General features: G+C 68.5%; 18 protein-coding genes. 10 read left to right on the top strand and 8 right to left on the bottom strand.

The window, feature by feature from the left end; all coding sequences use genetic code 11:
- The first annotated feature begins 33 nt into the window (after positions 1 to 33).
- Complete coding sequence (locus FL344_RS10255) at positions 34 to 5592, top strand: type I polyketide synthase (protein ID WP_194863067.1); 5559 nt, start codon at positions 34 to 36, stop codon at positions 5590 to 5592.
- 4 nt (positions 5593 to 5596) lie between these two features.
- Here the strand turns inward: FL344_RS10255 and FL344_RS10250 are convergent, their stop codons facing one another.
- The 7 genes from FL344_RS10250 to FL344_RS10225 all read right to left on the bottom strand — a co-directional run bounded on the left by FL344_RS10250 (position 5597) and on the right by FL344_RS10225 (position 11641).
- Positions 5597 to 5857 (bottom strand): acyl carrier protein, encoded by a 261-nt coding sequence (locus tag FL344_RS10250; RefSeq protein WP_090490716.1) that lies wholly within the window; start codon positions 5855 to 5857, stop codon positions 5597 to 5599.
- Positions 5854 to 6642 carry a thioesterase II family protein gene (locus FL344_RS10245; protein WP_141618384.1) on the bottom strand — a complete coding sequence of 263 codons (789 nt, stop codon included), beginning with the start codon at positions 6640 to 6642 and terminating at the stop codon, positions 5854 to 5856. The genes FL344_RS10250 and FL344_RS10245 overlap by 4 nt, the downstream gene beginning before the upstream one ends.
- A 30-nt stretch (positions 6643 to 6672) precedes the next feature.
- Positions 6673 to 8073, bottom strand: coding sequence for a hypothetical protein (locus tag FL344_RS10240; protein ID WP_228564927.1), 1401 nt, complete (start codon positions 8071 to 8073; stop codon positions 6673 to 6675).
- A 145-nt stretch (positions 8074 to 8218) separates the two neighbouring features.
- Positions 8219 to 8371, bottom strand: a complete 153-nt coding sequence (locus FL344_RS38455) for a hypothetical protein (protein ID WP_194863066.1) — start codon at positions 8369 to 8371, stop codon at positions 8219 to 8221.
- A 61-nt stretch (positions 8372 to 8432) separates the two neighbouring features.
- Entirely contained in the window at positions 8433 to 9761 is a 1329-nt protein-coding gene (locus FL344_RS10235; protein WP_141618382.1) for a cupin domain-containing protein, read from the bottom strand.
- A gap of 3 nt (positions 9762 to 9764) precedes the next feature.
- A complete protein-coding gene (locus FL344_RS10230; protein ID WP_228564926.1) occupies positions 9765 to 11009 on the bottom strand; it encodes a hypothetical protein in 1245 nt (414 codons plus the stop codon).
- An 11-nt stretch (positions 11010 to 11020) separates the two neighbouring features.
- Positions 11021 to 11641, bottom strand: a complete 621-nt coding sequence (locus FL344_RS10225) for a DUF6624 domain-containing protein (RefSeq protein WP_141618380.1) — start codon at positions 11639 to 11641, stop codon at positions 11021 to 11023.
- A 422-nt stretch (positions 11642 to 12063) separates the two neighbouring features.
- On the opposite strand from FL344_RS10225, the gene FL344_RS10220 reads away from it, so the two are divergent.
- The 4 genes from FL344_RS10220 to FL344_RS10205 all read left to right on the top strand — a co-directional run bounded on the left by FL344_RS10220 (position 12064) and on the right by FL344_RS10205 (position 19429).
- Positions 12064 to 13449, top strand: a complete 1386-nt coding sequence (locus FL344_RS10220; RefSeq protein ID WP_228564925.1) for a hypothetical protein — start codon at positions 12064 to 12066, stop codon at positions 13447 to 13449.
- Positions 13446 to 15641, top strand: a complete 2196-nt coding sequence (locus FL344_RS10215; RefSeq protein WP_228564924.1) for a phospholipase D family protein — start codon at positions 13446 to 13448, stop codon at positions 15639 to 15641. Before FL344_RS10220 ends, FL344_RS10215 begins: the two co-directional genes overlap by 4 nt.
- Positions 15628 to 18561: a helicase-related protein gene (locus FL344_RS10210; RefSeq protein WP_228564923.1), complete on the top strand. Its 2934-nt coding sequence runs from the start codon at positions 15628 to 15630 to the stop codon at positions 18559 to 18561. Before FL344_RS10215 ends, FL344_RS10210 begins: the two co-directional genes overlap by 14 nt.
- 169 nt (positions 18562 to 18730) lie before the next feature.
- Positions 18731 to 19429 carry a LysM domain-containing protein gene (locus tag FL344_RS10205; RefSeq protein ID WP_090490707.1) on the top strand — a complete coding sequence of 233 codons (699 nt, stop codon included), beginning with the start codon at positions 18731 to 18733 and terminating at the stop codon, positions 19427 to 19429.
- A 121-nt stretch (positions 19430 to 19550) separates the two neighbouring features.
- Here the strand turns inward: FL344_RS10205 and FL344_RS10200 are convergent, their stop codons facing one another.
- Positions 19551 to 20462 carry a serine protease gene (locus FL344_RS10200; protein ID WP_228564922.1) on the bottom strand — a complete coding sequence of 304 codons (912 nt, stop codon included), beginning with the start codon at positions 20460 to 20462 and terminating at the stop codon, positions 19551 to 19553.
- 305 nt (positions 20463 to 20767) lie between these two features.
- Here FL344_RS10200 and FL344_RS10195 point away from each other — a divergent pair, with 305 nt between their 5' ends.
- The 5 genes from FL344_RS10195 (at position 20768) to FL344_RS10175 (ending at position 26036) form a co-directional block, all read left to right on the top strand.
- Positions 20768 to 21325, top strand: coding sequence for a hypothetical protein (locus tag FL344_RS10195; protein ID WP_141618377.1), 558 nt, complete (start codon positions 20768 to 20770; stop codon positions 21323 to 21325).
- A 173-nt stretch (positions 21326 to 21498) separates the two neighbouring features.
- Entirely contained in the window at positions 21499 to 22716 is a 1218-nt protein-coding gene (locus tag FL344_RS10190) for a hypothetical protein (protein WP_141589862.1), read from the top strand.
- Positions 22713 to 22985 (top strand): hypothetical protein, encoded by a 273-nt coding sequence (locus FL344_RS10185; protein WP_141589863.1) that lies wholly within the window; start codon positions 22713 to 22715, stop codon positions 22983 to 22985. The genes FL344_RS10190 and FL344_RS10185 overlap by 4 nt, the downstream gene beginning before the upstream one ends.
- Entirely contained in the window at positions 22982 to 23566 is a 585-nt protein-coding gene (locus tag FL344_RS10180; protein ID WP_141589864.1) for an HMA2 domain-containing protein, read from the top strand. Before FL344_RS10185 ends, FL344_RS10180 begins: the two co-directional genes overlap by 4 nt.
- Before the next feature lie 37 nt (positions 23567 to 23603).
- A complete protein-coding gene (locus tag FL344_RS10175; protein ID WP_141618376.1) occupies positions 23604 to 26036 on the top strand; it encodes a cation-translocating P-type ATPase in 2433 nt (810 codons plus the stop codon).
- Position 26037 lies beyond the last annotated feature (1 nt).

Here is a 26037-nt window from a genome sequence, read left to right as displayed (position 1 = left end):
TGGGCAGTGTCGGATGAGTCCATTCGAGTGAGGATGTCCAACGAGGAGAATGCTCTCTCGATGGAGTCGATGACGCCCTTGCAACGGGCGGCATTGGCCATCAAGACCCTCCGGGCGCGCGTGGATGGATTGGAGCGCGCGCGCTCGGAGCCCATCGCCGTCATCGGCATGGGGTGCAGGTTCCCCGGCGGCGCGAACGACCCGCGCGCCTATTGGGAGCTGCTGCGCGGCGGCGTCGATGCCGTGAGCACCGTCCCACCGGACCGCTGGGACGTGGACGCGTACTACGCGGCGGACCCGGATGCGGGCTGGAAGATGGTGGTCCGTGAGGGTGGGTTCCTCAACCAACCCATCGCCGGCTTCGACAGTGAGTTCTTCGGCCTGTCGCCGCGCGAGGCGAACTACGTCGACCCGCAGCAGCGCTTGATGCTGGAGGTGTCGTGGGAGGCCCTGGAGGACGCCGGAATCGCCCCGGGTTCCCTGGTGGGCAGCGACACGGGCGTCTATGTCGGCTTCCTGAGCAGTGACTACGGGCGCGTTCCCTTCAACGCGGTGCAGACACGGGACCTGCCGTACATGGGGACCGGGAACGAGCTGAGCTTCTCCGCGGGACGTGTGTCCTACGTGCTGGGCCTCCAGGGGCCGTCCATGGTGGTCGCGACCGCGTGCTCCTCGGCGCTCGTCTCCGCCCATCTGGCCTGCCAGGCGCTGCGGCAGGGGGAGTGTTCGCTGGCGCTCGCGGGCGGGGTGAACGTGATTCTCCGGCCGGACAACAACATCGTCCTGTCGAAGATGCGGGCGCTGGCGCCGGATGGGCGCTCGAAGACCTTCGATGCGTCCGCCAATGGCTACGGGCGCGGCGAAGGCTGCGGGGTCCTGGTGCTCAAGCGGCTCTCGGATGCGCAGCGGGACAAGGACCGCATCCTCGCCGTCATCCGTGGCTCCGCGGTGAATCATGACGGGCTCAGCGGCGGCCTGACGGTCCCCAACGGGCCCGCGCAGGAGAAGCTGCTACGCAAGGCGCTGGAGTCGGCGAGCCTGGCTCCTGCGGACGTGAACTACATCGAGGCCCATGGCACGGGGACGCCGCTGGGCGACCCGATTGAGCTGCGGGCGCTGGACGCGGTGCTCCGGCACGGGCGCGGCGCGGACGCACCGTTGCTCGTCGGCTCCGCGAAGACGAACCTCGGGCACCTGGAGTCCGCCGCTGGTGCCGCGGGGATGATCAAGGTCGTGCTGTCGCTGGGACAGGACGAGATTCCTCCGCACCTGCATTTCCGTACGCCCAACCCGGCCGTGGACTGGCAGCAGTTGCAGATCGCCATCCCCACGGAGGTGACGCCGTGGCCCAAGGGCGACAAGCCCCGCGTGGCCGGTGTCAGCGGCTTCGGGCTCAGCGGCGTCAACGCGCATGTCCTCATCGAGGAAGCTCCGCCCGCGCCTGCCCGGACGCTGGATGCGACGCCGCGGCCGGTGCACGTCCTGACGCTGTCCGCGCGCAGCCCCCAGGCGCTGAACGAGCTGGCGCAGCGTCATGCGCAGGCGCTCGGCGGCCCGGGGCTCGCGTCCCAGTCGCTGGAGGACATCTGCTTCACTGCGAACACGGGGCGGGACGCCTTCCGGCACCGGCTCGCGGTGCTGGGAAGCTCACAGGAGGCCATGCAGGCGCAGCTGACGTCCTTCCTGTCCGGGCAGACGTCATCGTCGGTGCTGCGCGGGAAGGCGGACGGGGAGCCCCGGCTGGCCTTCCTGTTCACCGGGCAGGGCGCGCAATGGCTGGGCATGGGAGAGGAGCTCTTCCGCACCGAGCCCACCTTCCGCGAGACGCTTCTGCGTTGCGACGCGGTGCTGAAGCCGTTGATGGGCCAGTCGCTCATCGACCTGCTGCACCCCGCCGAGCGGGACGCGCAGGCGCGAGCCCGGCTGGATGAGACGGGCTTCACCCAGCCCGCGTTGTTCGCGCTCGAGTACGCCCTGGCGCAGGTGTGGATGCAGTGGGGCCTCCGCCCGGACTTCGTGATGGGGCACTCCGTGGGTGAGTTCGTGGCGGCCTGCGTGGCCGGCGTCTTCACCCTGGAAGAAGGATTGGAGCTCATCGCCACGCGTGCCCGGCTGATGCAGTCCCTGCCTGCGGGCGGGACGATGGCCGCCGTGTCCGCGGATGCCGCGGAGGTGGAGGCGCTGCTCTCCCGGTATGACGGGCAGGTGTCCATCGCGGCCCTCAACGGGCCCCGCAACGTGGTGATTTCGGGGCGCGAGGCCGCCGTCAACGAATGCGTGGCCGAGCTGACGCGGAAGGGCAAGCGCGGCACGATGCTGCGCGTCTCGCACGCGTTCCACTCCGCGTTGATGGACCCCATCCTCGACGCGTTCTCCAAGGCCGTGGCGAAGGTGAAGCTCCAGCCTCCATCCATCCCGCTGATTTCGAACCTGAGCGGGCATGAGGCGGGGAAGGAAATCCTGACGCCTCGGTACTGGGTGCAGCATCTTCGTGAGCCGGTGATGTTCGCCCGGGGCATGCAGACGCTGGAGCAGGCCGGCGTGAAGGCCTTCCTGGAGGTCGGCCCGAAGCCCACGCTGGTGACCATGGGCCAGTCCTGCATCACGCAGGAAGACACGCTCTGGGTGGGCAGCTTGAGGCCGGAGCGCTCGGACTGGCAGCAGATGCTGGAGGGGCTCGCGGCCCTTCACGTCGCGGGCGTGCCGGTGGACTGGCGCGGAGTGGACCAGGGGCGCGAGCGCCACAAGGTCGCGTTGCCCGTCTATCCCTTCCAGCGGCGCAATCACTGGATGGACCTCAACGGCTCCACCTGGGACATCCCGGGCGTGAGCGCCGCGCAGGAGGCAGGGGCCACGCGAGGGCACCCCCTCTTGGGCCATCCGCACGCGTCGCCTTCACAGGTGCGGCAGTTCGAGTCCTCCGTGGGCGCCGCGAAGCCTGCCTTCCTGAAGGACCATGGCGTCTACGGACAGATTCTGATGCCGGGAGCGGCCTACGTGGAGATGGGGCTCGCCGCGGGAGCCTCACTCTTCGGTGCGGCGGGCGGGACGGTGGACGAAATCACCTTCTCGCAGGCCCTCTTCCTTCCGGAGGAAGGGGCGCGCCGGGTGCACCTGCTCTACTCGCCGGAAGGCGAGCGCGCCGGGCGCTTCGAAATCCACAGCCAGGAGGAGCGCACGGGAGAGGGTGAGCCCGCGTGGATCCTCCATGCCCACGGAAAGCTCTCCGCGACGACGGCCGCGCCAGCCGAGCGCGTCGACGTGGAGCGTCTGCGGGCCTCGCTGACTCGCGAGGTGCCGGTGGAGGGCTACTACGCGAAGCTGGGGCAGGCGGGGCTCGCGTATGGTCCCAGCTTCCGAGGCATCCAGTCGCTCTGGCGGGGTGAGAACGCGGTGCTGGGGCGCCTGGCCCTCTCAGGCAGCGCTGCGGCGGACGCGGGGCAGTACCAGCTTCAGCCCGCGCTCCTGGATGCGTGCTTCCAGATGGTGGGCGCCGTGCTCGACGAGGAAGGGGATGCCGCCTACCTCCCCGTGGGGGTCGGCAAGGTGCAGGTGCAGCGCGGCGGGCTGGGTGAGGTGTGGGCCCATGCGACCCTGGCGCGGAGCGATGACCCGAAGGGCCCGGGCTATGTGTGCGACATCCAACTGCTCACGGCGGATGGGGAGCGCGTGGCCACGGTGGAGAAGCTGCTGCTTCGGCGCATCACCCGGGAGGGACTCCTGGGCGCGAAGAGCAAGCGCTACCAGAACTGGCTGTACGAGCTGGAGTGGCAGGCCCGGCCGCTGGAAGCCCCAGCGGCAGGGGCGGAGGCGGCGCACGCCGGGACACAGTGCCTCATCCTCGCCGACGCCGCGGGGCTGGGCGCGCGCCTGGCCGAGCGACTGACGAAGCAAGGCTGGCACGTGGTGACGGTCCCTGCTGGAGCGCGAGCCACGGTCGATGACCGCGATTCGGCGCTCGCGCTCCTGGGCCAGTTGCGCCCGGAGGCGCTGCAAGGGCCCCTGCATGTCATCGACCTGTGGAGCCTGGACGGTGGTGGGGACGACGTCCCCGCGCAGGCCCTTGGACACGGCACGCGGGTGCTCGTGCTCGCCCAGGCGCTCGTCGAGGCCAAGGGAAAGAGCACCTCGCTCTGGTTGGTGACTCGCGGTGCCCAGGCGACCTCGGAGAAGGAGCGCATCACCCACCTGGGGAGCTCGGTCCTCTGGGGCCTGGGCAAGTCCATCACCCGCGAGCATCCGGACCTCCATTGCCGGCGTGTGGACCTGGATGCCAGCGCGTCCGAGCACGAAGTCGCCCAGCTTCATGCGGAGTTGCTCGGTGGCAGCGGCGAGGACGAACTCGCGCTGAGAGGAACGACGCGCCGCGTGCCCCGGCTGGTGCGCAGCCGGAAGCTCCGTGGGGCGAGCGGCGAGGCCGCACTGAAGGCGGACGCGAGCTATCTCGTCACGGGTGGCCTTGGTGGACTGGGGCTCATCGTGGCGGAGCGGCTGGTGGAACGCGGAGCGCGCCACCTGGTCCTGATGGGGCGGCGTGAGCCGGGGCCCGAGGCGCGCACTCGACTGGATGCGCTGGAGCAGCGCGGCGTCACCATCCACTGCGTGCAGGGTGACGTGGCCGTGGCCGCTGACGTGGAGCGCGTCCTCGCCGGGCTCTCGGGACGCGTGCCGCCCCTGCGTGGCGTCATCCACTCCGCGGGCGTCATCGATGACGGCCTCTTCGTGCAGATGACGCCGGAGCGGCTGGCCAAGGCCTTCGCGCCCAAGGTCTCCGGTGGGTGGAACCTCCACCGTGCGTTGCAAGGCACGGCGCTGGACTTCTTCGTCGTGTTCTCCTCGGCGGCGTCGCTCATCGGATCGGCGGGACAGGCCAACTATGTGGCCGCGAATGCCTTCCTGGATGCGCTGGCCCGCTCCCGCCAGGCCGACGGGCTGCCCGCCCTGAGCCTCAACTGGGGCGCCTGGGCCGAGGTGGGCGCGGCGGCGGAGGAGCAGATCCGCCGCCGCATGGAGCAGCTGGGCTTCGGCGTGATTCCTCCGGAAGAGGGCCTTCAGGTGTTCGAGCAGTCCCTGGGGCTGAGCGGTCAGCTCGGTGTTCTTCCCGTGGATTGGGCGGTGCTCGGGCGGCGCGGACGTTCGCCGCTGTTCGAGGCCTTCATCGAGAAGGCCAGCCCCGCGGCGAGCGAGGGGATTCGTCAGCGGCTGGAGCGGCTCGAGCCCAAGGAGCGGCGCGGTGCCTTGCGTGCGCACGTGGGCGAGCTGGTCAACGGCGTGCTGGGGCGTCCCACCACGGAGCCACTGGACCCGAACCAGGGCTTCTTCGAGTTCGGCATGGACTCGCTGATGTCCGTGGAGCTGCGCAACGTCCTGCAGCGGAGCCTGGGCACCTCGCTGCCCGCGACGGTGGCCTTCGACAACCCCACCGTCAACGGGCTGGTGGACTACCTGGCGGCCGAGGTCCTGGGCCTGAAGGAAGAGGCCCCCGCGCCCGTGGAGGAGGCTCCCGAGGACGCGGAGCTGGAGTCGCTCCTGGCGGACGTGGACAGCCTGGACGATGACACCGTCCAGGCCATGCTGCGTAGAGGCCGCTGAGCGGCTACGGCTGCCGGGGCCTCGCGTCGTAGACGAGGTCGGCGATGGCGGAGATCGTCTGGAGGTTTTCGACCTTCAGCGACTCCGAGGGGATGGTGATGCCGTACTTCTTCTGGACGAAGCCCATCATCCGGGCGGTCTCCAGCGAGTTCAGCACGCCGAGCTCCAGGAGGGGCGTGGAGGAGTCGAGGTCCTCCGCGTCCCCGTCCAGGAGCTCATCCGCGACATAGCGGGTCAGGACATCGAGCAGGTCGTCTCTGTTCATGGTGCTGGGGTTGCTCCGACTGCGAGTTCGGCATGGACGGCCTGAACCACCTGGACCGTCAGCTCGTTGAGAAAGAAGTGGCCACCGGGAAACATCTTCATCGAGAAGGACTGCTGTGTTTGCAGCCGCCACGAGTCGAGCGCGGCTTCCGAGACGCGAGGGTCGCGAGTGCCACCGAAGGCACATAGCCGCACCGGAAGTGGAGGCTCCTCCTGGTAGGTGTAGCGCTCTGAAATCTTCAGGTCGGCGCGCAGGATGGGGAGGATGAGGTCCAGGATCTCCGGCTGCGCCAGGACCTGCTGCGGAATGCCGTCGTAGCGAGCGGACAGCTCGCGGATGAAGTCGTCTCGCCGCAGGCCGCTCAGTGGGGGAAGTCCACTCCGCCGGGAGGGCGCCTCGGAGCCGGAGACGAGCAGGGTGCCCGGCAGCGGAAGGCCCCGGCGGCGGAGCTCGCGCGTCAGCTCGAAGGCGATGAGCGCGCCCAGGCTGTGGCCGAAGAAGGCAAAGGGGCCATCGAAGAGGGGCGACAGCTCCCGCACGAGCGCGTCCAGCAGTTGTGGGAGTTCCTCCACGGACGGCTCATGCAGGCGATTCTCCCGGCCGGGAGGCTGCACCGCGCACACCTCGATGTCCGCCTCGGGGAGCAGGTCCGCCCAACGGAAGTAGGGGAGGCTGCCTGCTCCCGCGTAGGGGAAGCAGAACAGCCGGAGACGAGGCGACGCCTGGGGTTTGCGGCGGACGAGCCAGGGGGACTCGGCCGCCGCGATGCTGGATTCAGGATTCATTGACGATGGATGAGGTGATGGACAGAGGTTCTATTTCCGGCAGCCGTCGCGGACCCCGCGGGCCGTCGCCGCGAGGGCCTCGATTCCCAACGCGAGCCAGTCCGCGCCGTCGCGCGAGAACCGCTCGGCCAGCTCTGCGTCCACCACCGGGGCCCGCTTTGAGCCAGGGCGAAGCTGCTGGAGGAAGTTCTCCCGGGCGGTGACGGAGTTCCGCGCGGAGCGCTCCGCGAGCTTGATCCCGCTGGCGAGCACCTCCGACAGGTTGGGGTCGCGCAGGTTGGACGGAGAGCCCTCGGTCGATTCGCGGCAGCGCCGCGCGAAGTCCGCAGCGGTGTGCTTGGAGGGCGAGGCCAGCAGCACGCGCTCCAGCGCGGAGGCCTCCGGCCCGGGCGCGTCGAAGTTCGCCGCGTCTCCCTCCGCCTCGCAGACACCCATGGCGTCCAGGGCCACTTCTGGCGCCAGCGCCCGAGGGCAGCCCCCGAGCTGTTGCAGCTCCCGCCGGCAGGCCTCCACGTCCACGGGCGGAAGCGGCAGGGCGGAGATGAGGGAGAACAGCGAGTGCAGCACGGGCAGCTTCACGGTTTCCGAGCCCGGCAGCGCCTTGAGGACGCGCTGCACGGAGTCCCAGGGCTTGGGGCCTCCGGGCGTGTAGAGCTTGAGGTAGCCCTGCTGGAGGAAGCTCAGCCAGCCCTCCGCGAAGGCCTGGGCGCGCTTGCGGCTCTCCGGCGAGGCGATGCGAGAGGCTTCGTCATACACCGCGAGGAAGTACTCGAGGCAGATGGCCTTGCGCAGCCGGATGATGCGCTCCCCCGCGGTGGTGGCCAGCGTCGCGGGCGGCGTCGTGGACAGCCCCAGCAGCTCGAGCTCCTCCGCGCTCAGCCACAAGCGTCCCCGGTCGAGATCCGCCTGGAGGTCCACGGCGTCATCGAACATCTGCAGTCCCACGGCGGAGAGCTTCGCGATGCGCCGCACCGTGGCTTCGTCCACGTCCGCGAGCTGGAGCCGCTGCGCCATGTAGGCGCCCGGCACGGCCTTCAGGTACCAGAGGGAGAACAGCTCGTGCGCGGTGAGCGGACGGCCCTGGTTCAGCGCGTCCCGTTCCGCGGCGAAGGCGCGAAGCTGCTCCACGAGCCTCCGGCGGCCGTCCATGAGCGGGGGCGCGGCGGCCATGAACTCCCGCAGCGCCACGATGGCGTCCAGGTCATCGGTGAGGAGGGTGGCGTCGTCGAGGGCCGCGTACCCGTTCGCGCGGACGAACTCATCGATGCGCCGGACGCCGAACCAGTAGTACGTCCAGAGGCGGCCTTCAGACTCCGTGGCGGCAATCTGTGGCAGGTAGCCCAGCACATCGGCTTCGAGGAGCCATCGCCGCATCGCGGCGAGGGAGATGTCGCTCAGTGGGTTGCCCTGCAGGTCGACAGCGTTTTTCATGTCACGGCTCCTCGGGAGATCCAGGAGGGTGACAGGATAGTGAGGGGGGCTGCATGCTCCAGAATGCCTTACATCGGTTCTGCGAGGCACACTGCGCAGGTTGGAAAGCGGGCCGCTGGGACGAATGCCCAGCGGCCCAAGGCCATTAGTAGGGGGAGCAGTAGATGCGCCTGCAGGTAAGGTTCATGGCCGTCGTGGCAGCGGGAACCGTGGCCTTCTCCATGACGTTCATCAGCTTTACGAGCTTCTGCTTGGCCTGCTTGGACGATCGGGGGGCCTTCGCCTTCGTCTTCGTCATGACATTCCTCCGTCGATGGATGTGGACTGCTGGCCAAGCCTGGGCGCTGACGGCGGATGCGTCAAGTGCTGAGAGTGATTGCGCGAAATGCGTGAAGTTTTTTCAGAATGCCGCGCATTCCTTCGCGCGTTGCGGCAATGACTGCTGAATCATGTCTTGCAGAGCGTCGTGTCCCAAACGGGCTCAGCAACTCCTCGACGCTTACAGCCACGCCGGAGTTCAGTTTTCGGAAGAATATTTCAATGGCGCGTCCACCACCCGCGCCGCGCAGGGCGTGGCCGTTGGCGGAACAAATCCACCGTGTGGCGCTGTCTCGTTCGAAGAGGACGGGGAAGCTCGGGTCCACCCTCACGTGGTGTGAGTCACGCAATGGCTTTTCACGCATGGGCGGCGGCACGGGCTCGAAGCCTCCCGAAGTCAACCGCTTGAGCCAGGTGGCTTGGATGTGCTGTCGCGCCTCTTTCGGGTGGCTGACATCGCGAAACGCGCGCACGGCTTCGGTGAGCGCCCGGGGCAGCTCCGTGGCCAGGACACCGTTCTTCGAGAGGGCACCGCGAGCCAGGGGCGATGCCGATACCTGCGCGAGCCGTGTCTGCTTCCACTCCTGGTCGGCGAGCGACGTCTCGTCGATCATCCCGCGCAGCAGATCGTCCACGGAATAGATGGCGTGGTGCTCGGTGATGGGGATGCCGACATTCAGGCTGCTGGCCACGCCTGAGCCGGCGCTCTCGCCCACGTGGTAGTACGTGGAGGGCCAGTAGAGGATGTCGCCGGGCTCGACCTCCGCGACGAAGGACGACGCCAGGTAGGGCTGGTAGTTCAGGATGGTGGAGACGTCCTCGCTCCACGGCCGCTTGCGCCAGAAGCGCATCCGTTTGCGTCCGCGCAGCGCGAACATGAACGTGGTGAAGCGGTCCAGGTGGACCCCCACGGGGCTGTGCTCGTAGGTCCCATGGAACAGCGAGGTGATGCCGCCCGTCACGGGCATGCCCACGCGCTGCCACAGGCCGGAGAAGAAGGCGCGTTGCCGTGACCAGAGCTGGAAGCCGGAGGCGTGCAACGTGGCGATGATGAGGGCATAGCGGCGCTCGCCCAGTTGCGAGGCGATGCGGGCGTCATACCCGTCCAGGGAGCCATCGGACTTTCTGGGCAGCCATTCCCGGGATCGGAGCTGCCGCAGCCGGTCCACCGTGAAGGAGACGTCGGGCCGTGACGCCGGCTCGTAGCTGCGGGACAGGTAGCGCTGGGTAGCGCCAGCCGACGCCTCGAAGACGTCGTCGACGGTGAAGGGTGAGGCCTGCGTTCCCTTGAAGAGCACGGGGCGCTGGTTCCAGTAGCGCCTGACGAAGGTGTCCCAGTCGAAGCGGGTCGCGATTTCCAAGGCGGGCATCCGTCAGACCTCCGCTCCGGTGACGACGTGAATCCCGCGCAGCCGGAGGAGCGCCGCCAGCGTGGCGCGAATGGCCTCTCGCTGCGGACCGGGGCGAGCCAGTTTGCACAGCTCACCGACGCAAGGCGGCGCTTCCGAGGACAGTGCGTTGATGAGCCGCTGTCCCACGGCCTCGTTGGGGCCGGGAAAGGCATGTCCGTTGACGGCCCAGATCCACAGCCCCGAAGGGTCCTTCATCCGGATGATGTCCATGGTCGGCGTCTTCCGTACCCGGTCGGGGTCTGACAGGGGTGGGGCCTGGTCCGGAGGCGGCACGGGCTCGAGCGCGCAAGCGCTGACCCTCCGGGCCCAGATGAGGCGCAGGACCTGCTGGACGTCTTCCTCCCGAGTCAGCGCGTGGAGCGTATCGGCGGTCTGCTCGACGGATGGAATGGTGGCCTGTGCGCCCTTGCGCGGCCGGCGCCAGGGGTAGGGGTGGTAGGGCACGCGCTCATCGTGCGCATGCCGCGCTTCGAGGAGCCCCACGAGCACGTCCTTGACTGCGTCCGTGGGCCGGCTCCCCTTGACGGGAATCCACACCCGGACGGCCATGCAGTCCCCTCGGGCTTCTTCGAGCTGCCAGTAGCGAGAGGGGCTGTAGAGCAGCTCACCGGGACCGGCCTCCAGGGTGGTGGCCTTGTCCAGGTGGCGGTCGAAGTCTTCGGTTTCGTTGGGGGGCGAGCCCCAGAGCTTCTTCCAGAGCCGGACGCGCAGCCGGCCCTGGAGCACCAGCGTCACCAGCGAATGATGGGGCCGCTTCGCGATGCCGTAGGGGCCTCGTGCGAAGCGGCCCAGCAACAGGTCGGTGGCCATGGGCAGGACCGGGACGCCCACGCGCTCCAGGAGCCCCCTGAGGAAGTCTCGCAAGGCGCTCCAGAGGGCGAAGTCGAACATGAACGGTTGTTCGACGTGGAGCTGGAAGGACGCACCGTCCAGGTGCTTGGAGGCGCGGCGCGAGAACGACTCCAGGGACGCGTCGTCTTCACCCGGGAGGAGCGTTCCCGGGGCTGCGAGCCTGGCGGCCTCCACGAAGAAGCGCGCGTCGGGAAGGGCGCGGAAACGCGTCCCGTGGCGGAAGGGGGCACAGGCGGAGATCGCGGCCTGGAAGACCTGGTCGACGGGGAGGATGGGGCCGGGCAGTGCCAGGCGCGCGGGTGCCTTCTCCCAGTGTTGCTTCACGAAAGGCTGCCAATCGAAGGCGTGGTGCATGGCGGCTCCCATCACGAAGGTTGGAATGCGCGGCGTATCTTCCGCGCATAGGCGGCGAGCGACGGCAGGTTCATCTCCTTCCTGCGCAAGTCGACGCCGGCTTCTTTCTCGATGGGGTAGGGGACGAGCGCTCCCTTCACCTTGCGGAACTTCGTTCCATAAAGCTGCTTCTTCCCCTCCCGCATGCGCACCACGTCAGTGAGGTAGGCCACCTGCTGGATGGGAACGTCGCCTTGCGCCGCCGCGTCCCGCAGCAACTTCAGGCAGCGTTTCTGAAAGGCCAGCGAGCAGTCGGCATGTTGAATCAGCCGCCAGGCGGCCGCGGATCCGCTGCGGCCCACGAGGCGATGCCCAGGCCAGCCGTGGACCTTGATCGTCTCACGCAGCCAGTCGATACCCGCGTCGGTGAGCGCATTGAGCTTGTGTTCAAGAGCACGGTCCTTGAACTCCGTCGCCACCCACGCAGAACGTAATTTGCTGTCGATGCGGTCCAGCCGTAGCAGTTGCGTGCGGAGGTCTCGATTGACGGCGGGGCGAGGTGCGGCGCTCGATGTCCGGGCCGCTCGCGGAGCCTTTTGGGAAGGGCGTCCTTCACGGCGTCGTGAGTCCTGCAGTCGTTCAACGAGGCTCATGGCCGTCTACATTAGCAGACGGTCGCGACCACTCCGTGGAAGGACTGCAAGGAAATGCCGTGCGTCATGAGCCCAGAATGCTTGGTGCCAGACGGGCGCATGGCTCTCGTTGGCGTGCTCCACGTCGACCGTGGTGTGCTCCAGCAGGTGAACTCCCGCATCTGCTCGAAGGTGGCGTGGTCACGCAGGAACGCGAAGATGGGGTGCGTGACTTTGGATGGATGAGGTTTGTTCACTGTGGATAGTGGCAGCCTTGACTCTCGGAGAGCTGGAACATTTTTAAGACACGGCTTTCAGAAGCCTTGCCATGAGCCACTGCGTCATTGGGCCGGAGAGGTCCCCAATGACACGCTGGCCATACTCCCCGGGGGGTAGGTCCCCTGTCTTTCCAGCACGGCGCCGAGATGCGAGCCTGCGCGTGCATGCCCACGCTCACGCCGTTGAAGAGTCCCGCCGATGCCCTCTGCTGGGTGGCGCCGCCCGCGGAGAATCCCGAGCTGACCTCCGAAGACCCGCTCGCGCTCGACTATGTCTCGCAGCAGGTGGGGCTCTGGGGGTTGCCCACGCTGACGACTCGCTCCAGCAGGGCCCAGGCCTACGCGATGGTGCTCTATGGATTGCAGCTCGTGGAGCGGGCCATCGAGCACCATGCCTACCCCGCGACGGACGAGGTTCGGCGAGAGCTCTTCGAGCGCTGGGAGCGCTTCTGGGCCCTGGCCACGCTGGAGTTCCGTGAGGGCCAGCTTCCTCGGGGCGATTGGGATTCCATGCGGGGCGTGCGAGGTGCGCGAAATGCGTGGCGCTCAGGTGCGTCGAGCCTGCCGCTCGACTTCCAGCTCATCTCGCGTCAGCAGGAGCTGGGAAACCTGGGTGCATACCTGGCACCGCTGCGGCGCTCCGGGCTCGTCATCGACGGTTCCCTGCGCCCGGGCCCAGGCGCGCTGGCGCTCATCGACGCGTTCTGGGACGAGCCCTCGGAGAACAAACACCGGGGACGATATGAGGAGTACGCGCTGCTGGCGCTGGACAGGAAGTCGACGAGCATCGCGCGGGTTCACGGACGGCTGACATTGGCTCAGGTGGGGCGGTTCAGCCGTCTGACCTCCCTGGTCGAGCGCGGACGCACCGCCCAGCAGCACCGGTTGTTCGAGGCCCTCTTCGTGCACGCACGGGACCCGCACTCGTTCGCGATGAGCCAGTTGGTCGAGTCGGCAGTGAAGGCGGGGGTCTCTGCTCCGCGAGACATCCTCGACGCTGCGCTGGCGGGCCGGCTGGGACGGCTCTCGGATGAGCTGCTGGCGCTCCTGCTGACGGCGCGCCGCTTCGGTGAGGTGATGCAGGGGCTCGTCGGGGCCTTCGACCGGGTCTATTCCTGTCTGGATGGCGCCGGTTGGGTCGCTCCCCGCGAGCGTATCGGGCGCGAGGCCCTCGATGCGGAGACGCTTGGGGCGCTGAAGGGCGCATGCGCGGCGCTGCTGTCCTCGCCGAGGGTCGGCGCGATCCGGCGACTGCCCATGCATGGCGCCGCCTTTCTTCGATTGGTCGAGGCGCTGGTGGATGCGGATTCACTCGAGGCGCTAGACCTGTTGCTGCTCTATCACTCCCATGTGCAGCGCGAACGGCGACGCGGCGAAGGCTGGATTCGCAACGAGGCCGGCAAGCTCGTGCTCATCGTCACGTCCTACACAGCGCGGCCAGAGTCGGCACGCTTCCCCTCGTTCAAGCTGGATGTGGTCCGCACGTTGCTGACGGACCTGGGACGGCTGCCCATGAGCCGGGAGCTGGATGTTCTGGAAGGTGCCGCATGATGATCGAATCCCGGAGGCTCATCGAGCAGGTCCTCGTCTCCGAGCAACCCTGCCTGGGAGCCGTCTTCTGCTCCTACACATTCGACCCTTCCTATTTCGAGGACCGCATCCTGCGTGCATTGCTGCGCCTGCAGGGGGACCCGGAGGAGGAGGCTGTCCGCTACCATGAGGAGGCCCGCGCGGCGCTCCGTGAGACACCGGTGGCTTGCTTCGTCGACGCCCATGTCCGCCGGGGAGGCCGTCGCCTGCCGTATGACCTCCAGCTCATCCGGGAGCGGACGTTCCACCCGAAGGTCATCCTGGTGCTGTACGACGGGGAGGCGCGCGTCGCCGTGGGCTCGGGCAATGCCACCAGGCCGGGCCACGAGCAGAACGCCGAACTCTTCTTCACGCGCACGTTGCGCTACGACGTCCCCGCCGACGCGGCGTTCCTACGGAACGTAGACAGGTTCCTCAGAAGCTGCGCGGCACTTGCGACCCACCCGGGCACCCAGTTGACGCTGGTCCGCTCCGCGCTCGCGGCAAGAATCTCCGACACCCCGTTTCCCAGCGGCCAGGCGCCGACGGATGCGCTCTTCGTGGACACCTTCAGCGCGTCCATGCTCGATCATCTGAAAGAGGCGCTCCCCGAGGATGCGCGAGTCACTCGCGTGGGCATCCTGTCCCCGTTCTTCGAACAGGATGACCTCGACATCGCGGATGACACGACGGGGCTCGCGTCGGTGCTCTCCGAGTTGCTCGCGCTTCGCCCCGGGAGTCCGCCGCCGCTGGACCTCGGCGTGCCATGGGAGGACGCACCACTCGCCCCTCCCTATGGCGGGGGAACGCCCGTGCTCGCGGAGGGCGAAGGGCGGCTGTGGGCCTCGCGTTATCGCGAATCAGTCGACGGCGAGGACATCGAACGCCTGGAGTACTTTGGGGTCAATCGCGTCACGGCGAAGCGTGTCGAGATCCAGCTCGGCACCGGGCGGCCTGGGCGGTACGAGCGAGAGGCATTCGAGCATGAAATCGCGGAGGGACGGATGTGGCCCGTGGAGCCGCCGACGGTCCATGCGCCGAGGCGAATCCTCGAGCGCATCGTCCGCGAGCACGAGGTCCAGCTCTGGCTCCATCCAACGGCGACGCTGACACCTGCCGGCCGCGCGAGCCGGCGCCCCCTGCATGCCAAGCTCTTCCTGCTGACGGTGACGACCGCGGGCAGGACGCTGACCTATGCGCTCATCGGGTCCGCCAACGCCTCCGCCGCCGCGCTTTCGAGTGGGGTGGAGCAGGGGGGCAACGTCGAGGCGGGCGTCCTGCTCTGCCTGGACGGAGACGTGCGCCTGTCGGAAATGCTGCCCTCGCTGGTGTGCGCGCCCTTCGAGTCGGTGCGCTTCGAGGAGCGAGAGGCGCCCGGGGCCGACGTCGATTTCTCGGCATGGCTCGAGGATGTCGTCCATGACGCGGCCGATCGCACATTGACCGTCACCTGGAGTCAGCAGGGACCAGCGGGACTGGAGGCCTGGTCCTGGTGGTACCTGGACAGGGAACTGGCGAAGGGTGTGGGGCCGGGCTCGGGGCCGGTGGTGCTCTCCGACTTCGAGCTGGCCGCGGCGGGAGCCGAGCTGGAGTTCCGCGCGGCGGGGCGGTCGTGGCTCGTCCCCATCCGCGTCGCGGACCTCGCGATGCTGCCCACGAGTGCCCATCTTGCGGGCCTGGGCGTCCGGGAGTTGCTGGCGCTGTTGGCGCGGCGTGTGGGCGCGGAGCGGTTGTCGACCCTTCGCGAGCAGCGCGGCGTGGCGGGGGTCGACTCCATCCTGGACTCCGTATTTGGCGAGGGCTTTGGCCCCACGGACGTCTTCAAGGCCTGGTGGGGGCTGAAGGAGGATCTGCTCGCCGCATCGACGGTCTCCGCGTTTCGTTACCGGTTGTTGGGGCCGATGGGGGCCCGGACGCTCTGGGAGCGGCTGCGCGACTTGCCTCGGGATTCCGCGTCCGATGACGAAATCTGGGTCTACGGCTGCGAGCTGCTTCGCGAACTGGAGCAGCTCGTGTTGCCCGAGAGCGCGGATCTGGAGGCGAAGCAGGCGCTGCTCGCGGAGCTGCGGACCCTGCTGCGCGCGGACTTGACGCGGCTGCGACCGCGAGGTGCCGGGTGGCTGGACGGTGTCGTTCGTTTCTACGGGCTGGAGGGCACCCATGGAAAGACGTGAGCGGACGTGGTTGCGGAGCTTCCTGCACCTGGATGCACGGGCCGAGTCGACGGTGGTGCCCCTGCGAGACATCGAGCGACAGGAGGACACCGTCCTCCGCGCGCTGGAGCTGTTCGATGAGCAGCCAGGAGTCGTGCTGGCGGATGAAGTCGGAATGGGGAAGACGTATGAGGCGCTCGGCGTCCTTGCGGCCCGGTTGCATGTGCTGCCGGATGCCCGGGCGCTGATTCTCACCCCAGGGCCCGACCTCAATACGAAGTGGTCCAAGGAGCTGCGTGCCTTCTGTGACACCAGCCGCCCCATGTACCGGGGCTTCGCGGGTCAGTCCAAGACCGCGAGCACCCTGGCTGAGCTGGTCGCGGCCGCTCGCGAGACGCGAATCACCATCGCGCCCGTGAACATCTTCGCGGGAAGTCGCTCCCTGGCGGACCAGGCCTGGTTGCTTTCGTTGTGGGCGGATGCACAGGGGCTCGCCGGCAATCAGGTGGCGGCCATCTTTCGTCGCTACCGGGACGGCGCGGTGGCGCGCGTGGACGTCGAGCAGCAGGCGTTCCTCGATACCTTCGAGTGGTCGGTCATCAGGCCCCATGTCCGAGAGGCGTTGAAGAGACACAAACAGCGCGCGGGAGAGGGCTCACTCGACGCGCTCTGGAAAAGCGAGGAATACGACGGCTTCGCGAACCAGAGGTGGGTCGATGATGCGCTGATGGACCTGCGCTTCCGCCTGGTCGGGCAGCTCATCCCCGATTTCGACCTGCTCATCGTTGACGAGGCCCACAAGCTGAAGAACGTGGACTCGGTGCGGGCCACCGGGGTGCGCACTGTTTTCGAGGGGCGCTTCGACAAGGCGCTGTTCCTCACGGCCACGCCGTTTCAGCTCTCTGTCGACGAGCTGAAGCAGGTGCTCTCGCTCTTTGCCCTGGCCCGGTCCGCGCCCGCTGACCTGATGGAGCAGGCCCAGCGATTGTTGGACGACGTGGGGGACTACAAGCAGGCCTATAGCGAGCTTGAGCGCGTCTGGTCACAAGCGGACGAGGCCGTCATCTCGGACTTCGGCGCGTTGTTTTCCAGGGACCCGCAGCTTGTGGAGGATCCGGCGGATGCGTCCCTGCGGGCGGTGGTCCTGTGCGCGCGCCGGTTGCTGTCCCTGAAGGCGGAGCGCATCGAGCCGGGCTTCCGGCGGTGGATGATTCGGAGCCTCCGGGAGGACAAGCGTGTCTACCGCAGGAGCCACCGCTCCCGGCTGCGAGCCCAGGGTGGGGAGGGCGTTCCGTTCATGCTTTACGAGCGGTTCATCGCGGAGCTCTTCCGGGGGAAGAACCGCACGCATAAGGCGGCGGTTCAGATCAACATGGTCTCCTCCTATGGGGCCGCGCGCGAGGGGGCGCTGCTCTCCAGTGAGCGGCAGGCCCTGCCGGACGGCGACGCCGAGGCCTACCGCGGGCTCTTGCGGAGCGTGGTGGGGGAGCTGCGCGTGGAGCAGGGGGGCCACCCGAAGGTGGACCATGTCGTGCGGGACGCGCTGGAGGCTGTCGCCCGCGACGAGAAGACGCTCATCTTCTGCGCCCGCATCGAGACGCTCCGTGAGCTGAAGCGGAGAATCGAGGCGGAGTGGGAAAATCTCCTGCTGGAGCGATGGAGGAAGGTGTTTCCGGCCGCGAGCCACGGCGACATCTTCGAGCACGAACTGGACGGCAAGCGGGTGGATGGACATCACTCTCGCCTGCGTGATCGGTTCGGCCGCGCCCAGGATGCGCTCTACCTCGCGCTGCGAGAGCGGTATACCGGTACGCTGTTGGAGGGCGTCGTGGTGGAAGGGGCCCACCTTGAACTCGTCATCGAGCGGGCGAACGGCCTCCTGCGCCAGCAACGCGTTTCCAAGACGCAAGCGGAGAGGATGGACTGGTCCCTGGTCAAGCGCTGTGTCGAGCAGGCCGTGGCCCTCTTCGTGCGAGACGGAGTATTGGCGGGGGATGTCGACCCGGAGGTGTTGAGCCATCTGACGGACGCGCGCTTCGTGTCGCTCGGCTTCGACCTCGTCGCCGACGACGTCGAGGACTCCGCGGAGGGAGACAGGACGCCTTCCTGGATGATTGACGCAGGGGACGCGGCCCTCGTGCTTCGCCGCGAGCATCTCTGGTCCTACCTCAAGGGGCCCTTGCTCGAGGTACCTCCCGAGCTGCGGGTCCGTACCGTCGAGCGGCTCGCCAGCTATCTCGTCGCTCGCAATGTCCCCTTCCTTCCGGAGCTGCTGGCCTTCGCGAAGGAGCAGGGCGTTGACGTGGAGGCGGTGGAGTCCCGGGCGCTGTTGTCGGTGGTGGATCGCTTCTGGACCACGCCTCGGGGACGGCCCTGGTTCGAGTTGTTGAAGCGCTTCCTGACCTATGCGGGGAAGCTCGACGAGGAGCGGCGGCGCGAAGTGCTCGATGATGCGGTTCGCGCGGGTGCGCTCGTCCGCCACACCGTGGAGGGCGAGAGCCGGGAGCGGCTTCGCGAGGCCTTCAACACGCCACTGTACCCGATGGTCCTCGTGGCCAACGAGGTCATGCAGGAGGGGCTGGACCTGCATCATCACTGCCGTCGGGTGGTTCATCACGACCTGGCGTGGAACCCCGCGCAGCTCGAGCAGCGCGTGGGTCGCGTCGACCGGCTGGGGTCGCTCGTCCAGCGGCTTCGCGCGCGACAGCCGGACACCACGCTGGACGTTCACCTTCCGTTGATTGCCAACACCATCGACGAGCGCCTGGAGCGAACGGTTCGGCTGCGGGAGCGCTGGCTGGAGTTCCTCCTGGGGGCAGCGCCCCGCATCGAGGAGTACGGCTTGGCGGATGACCCCCTGAAGCCTCTGCCAGATGCCTTCGCGCAGGCGCTCCGCGTGGAGCTGGGGCCGGTGGCGAAGGCACGGCTGCCAGACGGGTGATGCTCACTTCGGCACGGAGGCGGCTTCGCAATCGAGCGCCTCCAGGTTCCTGGTTTTATTCGGGTTTTCTCGATTTGCGTCCCCTCGTTTCCCTGCGGATTCCAAGATTTTGGGAAACCGGACGCAACTCCGGGAGGGCCGAGACGACAATGGGAGCCAGGAGACCTGAATGTCCACGTCCATCAATTCGAGCCGCAGGGGAGCACCTTCCTCCTACCTGATTTGCAAGGGGGACACCCTCTCTGAGCTCGCCGCTCGCTTCAAGACGTCGGTGAAGGAGTTGGCGCGCATCAACAACATCGCCAATCCAGACCTCATCTACGCGGGGGCCACGCTGCGCCTCCCCGGGAGCGCTGGCGGCCGCCCCACGGGCCACAGCGGCAAGGATTCCTTCGACTCGGGCAAGAGCGGTCCGCGGGGCTCCGGCGGCGCGTCGGGCGGCGGAGAGGTCAGCGGGAGCGGCGGTGTGGCCCCGGGCCAGGCGACCTCCGCGATGCGCAGGCTCGCCGAGGCGGGCCGCCAGGCCGCGCTGGGCATGGGCGGGTACAACAGCCAGGGTCTGTGCGCCACGGGTGTGAGCCGGGCCATCCAGAACGCCTTCGGCTTCAAGGTCTGGGGCAACGGCAACCAGATTGACAACAACCTGCCGCGCGACAAGTTCAAGCAGGTCAACATGTCGCTCGAGCAGGCGCTGAAGATTCCGGGCCTCGTCCTCACCTGGGAGAGCACCTCCAGTCGACTGGGCAGCATCTACGGCCACACGGCCATCACCACCGGCGACGGCCACTCGTCCGCCAGCGACTTCATCGAGCGCAACACGACCAACAGCGGCCGCACCGGGTTCAAGGTCTTCATGCCCATCATCTAGTTCCGCCGCACGGTGGAACCTGTCGTCTCATCGCCTCCGGGGCATTCGACCGGAGGCGATGTCGTGTCCGGGATTCAAGTTCACGGGCGGCTGGGCCTGACGGAGCCCTCTCACGCGCCCGTTACCTGACGGCGCTGTAGGTCCGGATCTGCGTGTTGATCCACGGGATGTAATTGGAGACCCGCGTATAGATGCCGGGCAACCCCGCCCTCGCGCAGCCCACGCCGAAGCTCACGATTCCCTGGATCACGTACCCGTGGGGCCCCGGTGCGATGAGAGGTCCTCCGCTGTCCCCTTGGCATGAGTCCTTGCCTCCATCCTTGTACCCGGCCCCGAACATCGCCTGCTCGTTGATGGTGATTCCCTGGGAGCCGTAGCGATTGGCCACGTCCCGGTGATTGAGGGTGGGGACCCCCACCTGCAGTAAGAGGGGGGACGTGTCATACCCTCCGTCCTGTGTCAGGCCCCAGCCCGCGACGGTCGCCATCGTGTTGTCTGGAACCTTCTCCCCGCTGGCAGGGAGGCAGACAGGTGCGCGGTGGCCTCCAGATGCGTACTGCTGGGCCAGATTGGGTCGCATGGTGGATGACTGACCGCAGGTACCGGCAACGGCCTGATCGAACTTGATGGGCCGGTCGAGCTTGAGAACGGCGATGTCGTTCATCGTCGTGTCCGGATTGTATTGCGGGTGAAGGACTGCCCTCACCACCCGGGCTGTGGCTTGTGCCGCGGTGGGACTGTTCAGGTTATGAGCCCCTGCGACCGCGGTGACGTTGGACGAACCGTAGTAGAAACAATGGGCAGCGGTGAGGACGATATCGGTCTCTTCCTTGAGACCGACCCGCACGAGGGCGCCACCACAGAAGTGGCTGTTGCCCTGCTGCAAGCTGACAATCCAGGGGAAGGAGTGAGGCCGAGCCTCGAATCCTCCCACAATCTCCTGGTCCATCTGGCTGATCGTATCGACCGGGTCTCGCTCCACCTCCGGACCACCGCACCCCAGCAGACTGACCGCGACGACCACTCCACTCATGAATCGCAATGCAACCTCCCGTTTCAAGTGCGGAGGCCGTCAGCAATCCACATGCCGGATTGCTGCCCAATCGATTCACGTGCTTGTCCGCGCAACAGCAGGCTCGGTTCGGGTCATGACACGTCAAGTGGAGGCGCTTGACGCGTCAGTCGCACCTACGTGAATCCTGTTCGTCGCGGGGCACGGGCGCGGGGACATCGGCGCAAACATGCGCTTCGTGGGGAGATGGCCGAGCCCACGGGCGCGCAGTCGCGCCACGTTCGGGGTTGTCCCAGGGCTACCGCGAGGGGAGAGTGGGCGCCGCGATGAGTGAATCCCCTGATGCGTTCCTGCTCGGCATGTTCCAGAAGTCGGGCCTGGCCTGCGGCTCCGTGGACGAGGCCTGGCAGCGCTCCGAGTACCTCTATCCCTTGTTGGGCTGGCTGACAGCGCGGTTCCCCGAGCCCACGGCCTTCCAGATTTGTGCGGAGTGGCTGCGGCTGGCCGCGACGCGTGTCGAGGGCGCCGCCGCCGCCGCGGACCTCTTCGCCCAGGCCCGCAGTGAGGCCTATCGTCAGGGGCATGTCATCGCGGGGGCGTTGGGGGACCTGCGCAACGCGTCCATCCTCGAACAGAAGACCGCCGTCGCCGCGTTCGCGGACGCGGCCAGCCACCTGTGTGAAGTCTGGGCCGCGGTGACGACGCACGAAGTGGACGCGGAGACGAATCCCTGGGCCCGCGCCAAGGCCGCCGCGGGCGCCATGGTGACGGCCCTGGTGGCGCAGCGAGGTCAGGACGAGAAAGACCCGGCGGCGAAGGCGCAGGCGCGTGTCGAGCTCACCGAGCTCCTGCGCACTGCCCGGGCGGCCATCACCGTCCGCTGAGGCAGCCGTCAACCCGGCGGCGTAGGTCTTGCCCCGCAGGACCGGTTCTCCCGGTCCTCGAATCTCCCTAGCTTGAGTGCGCCGATTCCTGGAAGCCCACATCGGATGCACCCCCCACCAGCCGTGTCGCGTCCTCCAGGTCTGGCGCGCACGGCTGTTCCGCACTCATGCCCATGACACGAACCGCTCCATTCCATCCGGAAGACGCCGCCACGCCGGCGGCCGCACTGCACCCGTTGCGAGACTTCGCCGAGAAACTCGGGCGTGAGTTGCGCTTCGAAGACATCCGTTCGGGCGCGTGGCACGCCCGGCTGGTGACCGCCTACGTGCGTCACTACGAGGCGCGGCGCGCTGGTACCGCGTCCGCCGTCCGTGCGTCCGAAACGGACGCCCTCATCCGGCGTGCCAGCAAGGAAGCTGCGCTGGTGGGGGCAAGCGCCGCGGGTATCTCCACCAGCGCGGCCATGTTCACCCTGGACACTGGCTTCGTGGGGGCGCTCGTGGCCGTCCCCGTGGCAGGGGCCGCCATGGGATTGGACACGATGCTGCGCTCGCTCATCCAGGCCCGGATGATGTGCGACGTGGCGTCCGCGTTCGGCGTGCACATCGACCCGGACGACCCGTGGGATCTGCTCCACCTGAACGCCCTCACGTCGGGCTCGGAGACGTGGGAGGACGCGGACCACGGCGGTGCGGGGCTCGTGGGCCGGATGCTGACCGAGGACACGGAGGCGGCGGAGCGGAAGCTGGGCAACCGCTTGATGGGAGAGGGCGTGCTGCGAAACCTCCTTCCCTTCGCCAGCGTCCTGACCTCCTCCGTCACCAGTTGGCGGCACACCCGCCGGCTGGGTGAGGCCTCGGTGGAGTATGCGCGCTACCGCCGCGCCTTGGACGATGCGTTCTCCGCCGTGCGGGCCGTGGATGCGCGGTGCGTGGAGCTGCTCATCGAAGGCGCCTGGTGCCTGTTCGGAACGGATGGGGTGCTGAGTTCCGAGGCGACGGTCATGCTGGCGCACCTGCTGCGCAACAGCCCCTCCGCGGCGCGCAAGCGGCTGCTGGAGCGCCTGGGCGAAGACGAGGCGCAGTGGGTCGAGCGTCTCCACGAGGTACCCGAGCCCGCGCGGGATGCCTTCCTGCACGCGCTCGAGGTGATTGCCGCGGTGGACCTGTCCATGTCGAACGCGGAGTGGTTGCTGCTGCGGCAGGCCGCCGCCGCGCTCAACCGTCCGTTGCGCCGGGAGCGGGTGCAGGCCCTGCTGAAGCAGTTCCGGACCCACGGCGTCGTTCGTGCGCCGCAGGGCGACGCGTTCGAGCCGCGCGACGGGCGGATGCCGTCGTCTCCCGTCGCCGGGCTGGGCGCTGACGCCCATGCCGCTCCGGGGGGGCTATGAAGACGGCGGTGGCATTCCTGGCGGGCGTGGCCAGCGGCTGGATGGCCCGGAGCACCGTCGACAACTCACGCGGCGCGGTCGTCTCCGTGGCGACGGCGGCGTTTGATTTGGTGGCGTGGACGCGGCGGGTCTTCGCCACCGAGCGTGAGTACCTCTCCGACCTGGTGGCGGAGGCGCGCTCGCGGGCGAACCTCCATCAGGCCCACAACCGGCGTGCGGCGGACAGTGGCGCCCGGCCCATCGCGGACAGCCGAGAGGGGCACGCATGAGGCTCGACCCGGACTCGGGCGCCATCGAAGGGGAGTGGTTGTTGCTCGTGCACCACTCCCCGGGCCGGCTTCGTGTGCGCGCGAGCTGCTTCCGAGATGACTCGGACCTCGCGGACCGCGTGCGCGGTGAGCTGGGGGAGACGCAAGGCGTGTTCGGCACCGTCCATTCTCCACTCACGGGCAGCTTGCTCGTCGAATACAGCCCGGACGAGGCCGACGTGGAATCACTCCTGGCGACCATCGTCGACACGGCGGGCCTGGACGGCATCGTCGACGCCAAGTTCATGGCGAAGTCGCGGATGGCCCCGGCCGAGCACGTGGTGAGCGGCGCGCGGTGGCTGGACGGCCTGGCGCGTGAGCTGACGGGGGCGGGCCTCTACGAGTTGATTCCCGTGGTGCTGACGGCCACGGGCATCTACTCGCTGGTGGCGAACCCGTCGCAGAAGGGCTGGCTGCCTCGCTGGGACAACGCGCTGTACTGGGCCTACAGCGTGTTCCGTGACGGTGTGCGGGAGCAGGAGCTGGAAGGCGCCGCGCGCGTCAGCGGGACGGTGGCCTTCCGGCCCCGGCCCCACGCGTGAGGCCGCGGTTGCACTGCGTTCAGCTCGGGGGGCGTTCATGCGGGCGGAGGTGGAGTTCCTGAGTGGCATGGCGCGCGGCTTCAAGGGGCGCGCGCACGATGTCCTGGACGGGCATCAGCGGCCCGTGTCCGTCCACGTCACGGACGTGGCTCCGGGCCGGCTCCTCATCCGAGGCGCGGCGGAGGATTCCAAGACGCTGCGCCAGTTGCTCGGCTGGCTGGAGTCCCGCCCCGAAGTGCAGGTGGCCACGTGTCAGCGCAGCACGGGCCTGGTCAAGGTGCACTACCAGGAGTCCTCGCGCTTCCCTGGCGCGTTCGCGCTGCGGGTGCGGGACTTCGCCTTCACGTTGCACCAGCTTCCGCCCAAGCCATTCCAGGTGGAGGTGCTGCACGCAGTGCCCGGGCGCGTGCGCCTGCACGTCCGGGGGCTCGAGGACGACGACATCCTCAAGCTGGCGGCCTGGGCCGCGACGCTGGCGGGGGTGCACAAGGCGAGCGCCTCGCCGGCCATCCATTCGCTGGTGGTGAGCTTCGACCCGGAGATGCTCAACGCGAGCCAGTTGATGGCGGCCCTGCGCACGAGCGACCCGTCCACCTGGCCCGCCGCGCCCGAGCCGCCCCGGCGGGAATGGGCCGCCACGGTCTTCAATTCCGCGGTGCTCGCCGCGTGCGTCGTGAATGCGGCGCCCATGCCCGTGTTGGCCACGGGCGTCGCGTTGACGAGCCTGCCGCTGGCACAGCGCGCCTTCCAGTCCGTCGCGGAGCGGCGCATCACCGTGGACCTGCTCGACCTGGTGGCGGTGGGGGTGTCCCTGGCCACGGGGCAGGTGCGGACCGCGGCGCTCATCACCTCCCTGCTGGGCGTTGGCGACTTGTTGATTGAGCGCAGCGCGGACCGCGCCCGGTCCGCCATCTCCCGGTTGATGCGGCTGGAGGTGCTGTACGCCTGGCGGCTGCGGGTGGACGGAGAGGTGGAGCAGGTCCGGGCGGACCGGCTCAAGGAGGGCGACCTCATCGTCGTGCACTCGGGGGAGAGTGTGCCCGCCGACGGGACGGTGGTGGCCGGCACCGCGTGGGTGGATGAGAAGGCGCTCACGGGTGAATCAGAGCCTCGCGTCCGCGAGGTGGGAGACCGCGTGCTGGCCGCGTCTGTGGTGGGCGAGGGCAGCCTTCGGGTGCGGGTGGTGCGCGCCGGCGTGGAGACCACGGCGGCCAAGATTCTCCACATCCTCGAAGGCGCAGGCGCCAAGCCCATGACGCTGCAGGCGAAGGTGGACTCGGTGGCGAACGGCGTCGTGCTGCCGACCTTCGGGCTCGCCGCGGCGACGGGGCTGTGGACGCGCGAGGCGTCACGGCCCATCAGCATCCTCATCACGGATTTCGGAACGGGTGTCCGCATCGTCGTGCCGGCGAGCGCGCTGGTGGCGATGACGCTCGCGGCGCGGCAGGGCATCCTCATCAAGGGGGCGCAGTACCTGGAGCGGCTGGCCCAGGCGGACACCATCGTCTTCGACAAGACGGGCACGCTGACGTTGGGTGTCCCGGAAGTGGTGGACGTCATTCCCGCGCGGGGCTGGGACGCGCGCGAGGTGCTGTCGCTGAGCGCCGCCGCCGAGCTGCGTCAGTCTCATCCCGTAGCGGAGGCGGTGCGCCGGCATGCCCAGACGCAAGGCGTGGAGGTGCCGCAGCCCGAGGCGGGACTGGAGGAGTTCGTCCTGGGGCGGGGCGTCTGCGCTCAGGTGAACGGGCGCCGCGTCTGCGTGGGCAGCGCGCGCTGGATGCAGCAGCAAGGTGTGGACGTGACGGACGCGGGCTCGGCGCTGGCCTGGTCCGTGCCGCGCGATGTCGCCACCCTGTGGGTCACCGTGGATGGCGCGCTGGCCGGGTGCATCAGCTACGTGGAGACACTGCGGCCGGAGAGCGCGGGCGTGGTGCAGGCCCTGAAGGAGAACGGGCGCCGGCGCATCGTGCTGCTGTCCGGGGACTCACCGTCGCGGGTGGCGGAGGTCGCGAGCCGGTTGGGCGTGGACGAGGCCATCGCGGAGCTGCTTCCCGAGGACAAGGCCACGCAAGTGCGCGCGCTCCGGCGCCAGGGACGCATCGTGGCCATGGTGGGGGATGGCATCAATGACGCCCCGGCGCTCGCGCTCGCCGACGTCGGTATCTCCTTGAGGGGGGCGACGGACGTGGCGCTGGAGACGGCGGACGTGGTGCTGCTGCGAGGCAGCCTCGATGACCTGTTGCTGGCGTTCGACGCGGGCCGCGACACCCTGAGCCGCGTGCACCTGGGGCTCGGGCTGGTGCTGGTGCCCAATGCCGTGGCCATGGTGCTCGCGGCGCTGGGATGGCTGCCGCCCGTCGCCGCCGCCGTCATCAACAACGGCTCCACGGTGGTGGCTGGCTTCGCCGCGCTGGCGCCGCTGTTCCGTCAGGCGCGCGCCGCCCAGCGCGAGGATTCCACCACCCACTGAG

Source organism: Myxococcus sp. AB036A (assembly GCF_006547355.1).
GTDB classification, from domain to species: domain Bacteria; phylum Myxococcota; class Myxococcia; order Myxococcales; family Myxococcaceae; genus Myxococcus; species Myxococcus virescens.
This window is presented reverse-complemented; position numbering and strand designations above follow the sequence as displayed.